This is a genomic window from Streptomyces sp. W16 (assembly GCF_033194735.1).
Taxonomy (GTDB): domain Bacteria; phylum Actinomycetota; class Actinomycetes; order Streptomycetales; family Streptomycetaceae; genus Streptomyces.
In genome coordinates this window covers 1-2,754 of sequence record NZ_JAWOAI010000843.1, presented here as the reverse complement: position 1 = coordinate 2,754, position 2,754 = coordinate 1, and the positions used below count along the sequence as shown (strand labels likewise).

The following is a 2,754-nucleotide window of genomic DNA, read 5'->3' as shown; positions in this document are numbered from 1 at the left end:
GGCGACGACCCGGCCGTGCACGACCAGTCCGCAGCCGATGCCCGCGCCGACGGTCACCACGGCGAAGTCCGTGAGTCCGGCGCCGGCGCCGAACCACTGCTCGGCGACGGTCAGCGCGCGCACGTCGTTGTCGACGGTGACGGGCAACCCCGTGGTCATGGCGGCCAGTTCGGCGAGCGGTACGTCACGCCACTCCAGGAACGGCGAGTAGCGGACGACCCCTTCGCCGCGGTCCACGTCGCCGGAGACCGCGAGGCCGAGGCCGACCACCCGGATGCCCAAGTCCTCCGCCTCGGTGCGGAGTTCCTGGGCCAGGTCCGAGATCGAGGCCAGCACCGCCCTGGGGTCGCGGTCGGTCAGCGGCACATGGCGGGCCACACGGATGCGGCAGCACAGGTCGGTGAGGACGCCGATGATCTCGTCGCCGGTCACCTTGACCCCGATGAACAGCGCGCGCCCGCCGTCGACCCGTACGAGGTTCGCGGGCCGCCCCAGTGCCGGGGGCGCGTCCTCGTCGACACCCTCCGCCAGGTACCCCGCCTCCATCAGCGGCCGGACCGCCTTGGTCACGGCCGCCGCCGACAGCCCGGCCCGGCGGGCCACCTCAAGACGGGTGAGGGGGCCGTGGGAGAGGACGGTCGTGAAGACCTGCGAGGCGGCCGGCGTATGGGCCGGGAACGACTCGGTGTGAGGGATCGAGCGCATGGCCGGAACCTAGATGCCTTCTTTTCCGTCGTCAATGAAAGAAGCAGGATTCGTCCGGTCCAAGTTGACGGAGGGTCTAACCGAGCCGTCGGCGGCCGGACCCGCGTTGTCAGTGCCGGGCGGCACAATCGCCGTATGACGACGATCGACTGGTCCGAGCTGACGCACGCCTACGGCAGTGCCGAGGACATCCCCGGCATGTTCGCGCGCCTCGGCGGCTCCGAGGACGAAGCCGTGTGGCAGGAGTTGTGGGGTTCCCTGTGTCACCAGGGGTCGGTGTACGACGCGAGTTGGGCGGCGATGCCGGTGCTCGTCGACATCGCGCTGGAGCGGGCACCGGGCGGGCCGATACAGGCGGTGACCATGGCCGGGCTGATCACCACGGACCCAGACGAGGACTGCCACAAGCGCTATGCGCACGAGATAGGCCAACTGCTCGACGTCGCACGCCGGTTGCGCGCCGACCCGACGCAGGACGCGCACACCTTCGTCTATCTGCAGATGGCCGTGCTCGCCTTCGAGGGCGGCGGGGTGTGGGCCGAGGCTTTGGAGGGTGTGAACAGCGAGGAGTACGACCTCGAATGCCCCGAGTGCGAGGAGGGCCTGTACGTCGCGTTCGGTTCGTACGGCGTCTTCACCTCGGCCGGCGACTACGTCACCGGCACGGGCAAGGAGGAGAACACCGAGGGGCGGACGGACTTGATACCGGCCGCGCCCGACGCACTCGACGGCATCGGTGCGCGGCTGCACGGCGAGGCGGTCGGGTTCGGGCAGACAGAGGTCGCGACGGCGTTGACGTATGTCTTCGGGAAGGCGAGTTGCCCTTCCTGCGAGGCCGTGTTCACGGTGTCCGAGGAGGTGGAGAAGCAGTGGATCTGAGGCGGCCGGGAGTCCGGGTGCCCCGCTCGTGGCGGGACACCCGGGCGGTCATCAGCGCCTGATCGCAGGGGTGTTGGCGACCGTGACGTTCACGGCGGCCCAGGCCTTGTCGACGGTCTGGTACGCCGTGCTGTTCGCGCCGTAGAGGTCCGCCGCCGCCTTCAGCGTGGCGAGGCGCGCGTCGTGGAAGTCGGTGGTCGACACCATGTAGCGGGTGAGCGCGCGGTAGAAGATCGCGGTGGCCTTGGCGCGTCCGATGCCGGTGACCGTGGACCCGTCGTAGGTAGGCGAGTCGTAGGCGAAGCCGCCGATCGTCTTGCGTCCGCTGCCCTCAGCGAGCAGGTAGTACGCGTGCGAGGAGACACCGGAACCGGCGTGCACCTCGGCGTCGTAGGTCTGGGGCGACCAGTAGTCGATGGTGCCTTCGAGCTTGTCGAGAGAGGGGTGGTCGAGGCGGCGCAGGAACTTCTGGGCGAGGCCGAGTTTCTCGCCGATGAGGTAGTTCGGCGGGTTCTTCGCGTTGTTGGCGCTGAACTCGACGTTGGAGCCGAAGATGTCCGCGAGGGACTCGTTCAGTGAGCCCGCCTCGCCGTACTGGTTGCCGTCCGCGTCGACGCGGGTCGGCTCCAGCTCGGCGGTGGCGTCCACGACACCGTGGGTCAGCTCGTGTCCCGTGACGTCGAGGACGACGAGCGGCTTCTTGAACATGTCGCCGTCACCGTCGCCGTAGAGCATGCAGTCGCAGGTCGAGTCCCAGAAGGCGTTGGCCACCTTCTTCCCGAAGTGGACCATGCCGCGGGCGGCCTTGCCGTCGTTCGCTATGCCCTTGCGGCCGAAGGTCTTCTTGTAGAAGTCCAGGGTCTTGGTGATGCCGTACTGGGCGTCGACGGCGGCGCTGTCGCGGTGCGAGACGGTGCCGTTGCCCCACTTGTCAGTGGTGCTGGTGAACGCCTTGCCGCGCGCGAAGCTCTCCAGTTCCTGCCCCTTGGCGTCGCGCGTCTCGGTGCCCCAGCGGGTCGGGTCCTTGAGCAGGTAACTGGTGCGTGCCGTGCGGGTGGTGGTCAGCGGCACCTTGCCGACGAAGAGGGAGGTGCCGGTGCCCGAGGCGGTGACCGGGTAGTGGGCCGCGCGGGCCGCGCGGGTCGCGCTGGCCGCGGTGAGCGCGGTCGG

General features: G+C 69.4%; 3 protein-coding genes. 1 reads left to right on the top strand and 2 read right to left on the bottom strand.

Annotated elements, in window-relative coordinates; all coding sequences use genetic code 11:
- The coding region (locus tag R6V09_RS50290; RefSeq protein ID WP_317888114.1) for an ROK family transcriptional regulator at positions 1-705 on the bottom strand (705 nt) is incomplete at its 3' end.
- Between the two features lie 135 nt (positions 706-840).
- On the opposite strand from R6V09_RS50290, the gene R6V09_RS50285 reads away from it, so the two are divergent.
- Positions 841-1,584: a hypothetical protein gene (locus tag R6V09_RS50285; RefSeq protein WP_317888113.1), complete on the top strand. Its 744-nt coding sequence runs from the start codon at positions 841-843 to the stop codon at positions 1,582-1,584.
- A 51-nt stretch (positions 1,585-1,635) separates the two neighbouring features.
- Here the strand turns inward: R6V09_RS50285 and R6V09_RS50280 are convergent.
- The coding region (locus tag R6V09_RS50280) for a M4 family metallopeptidase (protein WP_317888112.1) at positions 1,636-2,754 on the bottom strand (1,119 nt) is incomplete at its 5' end.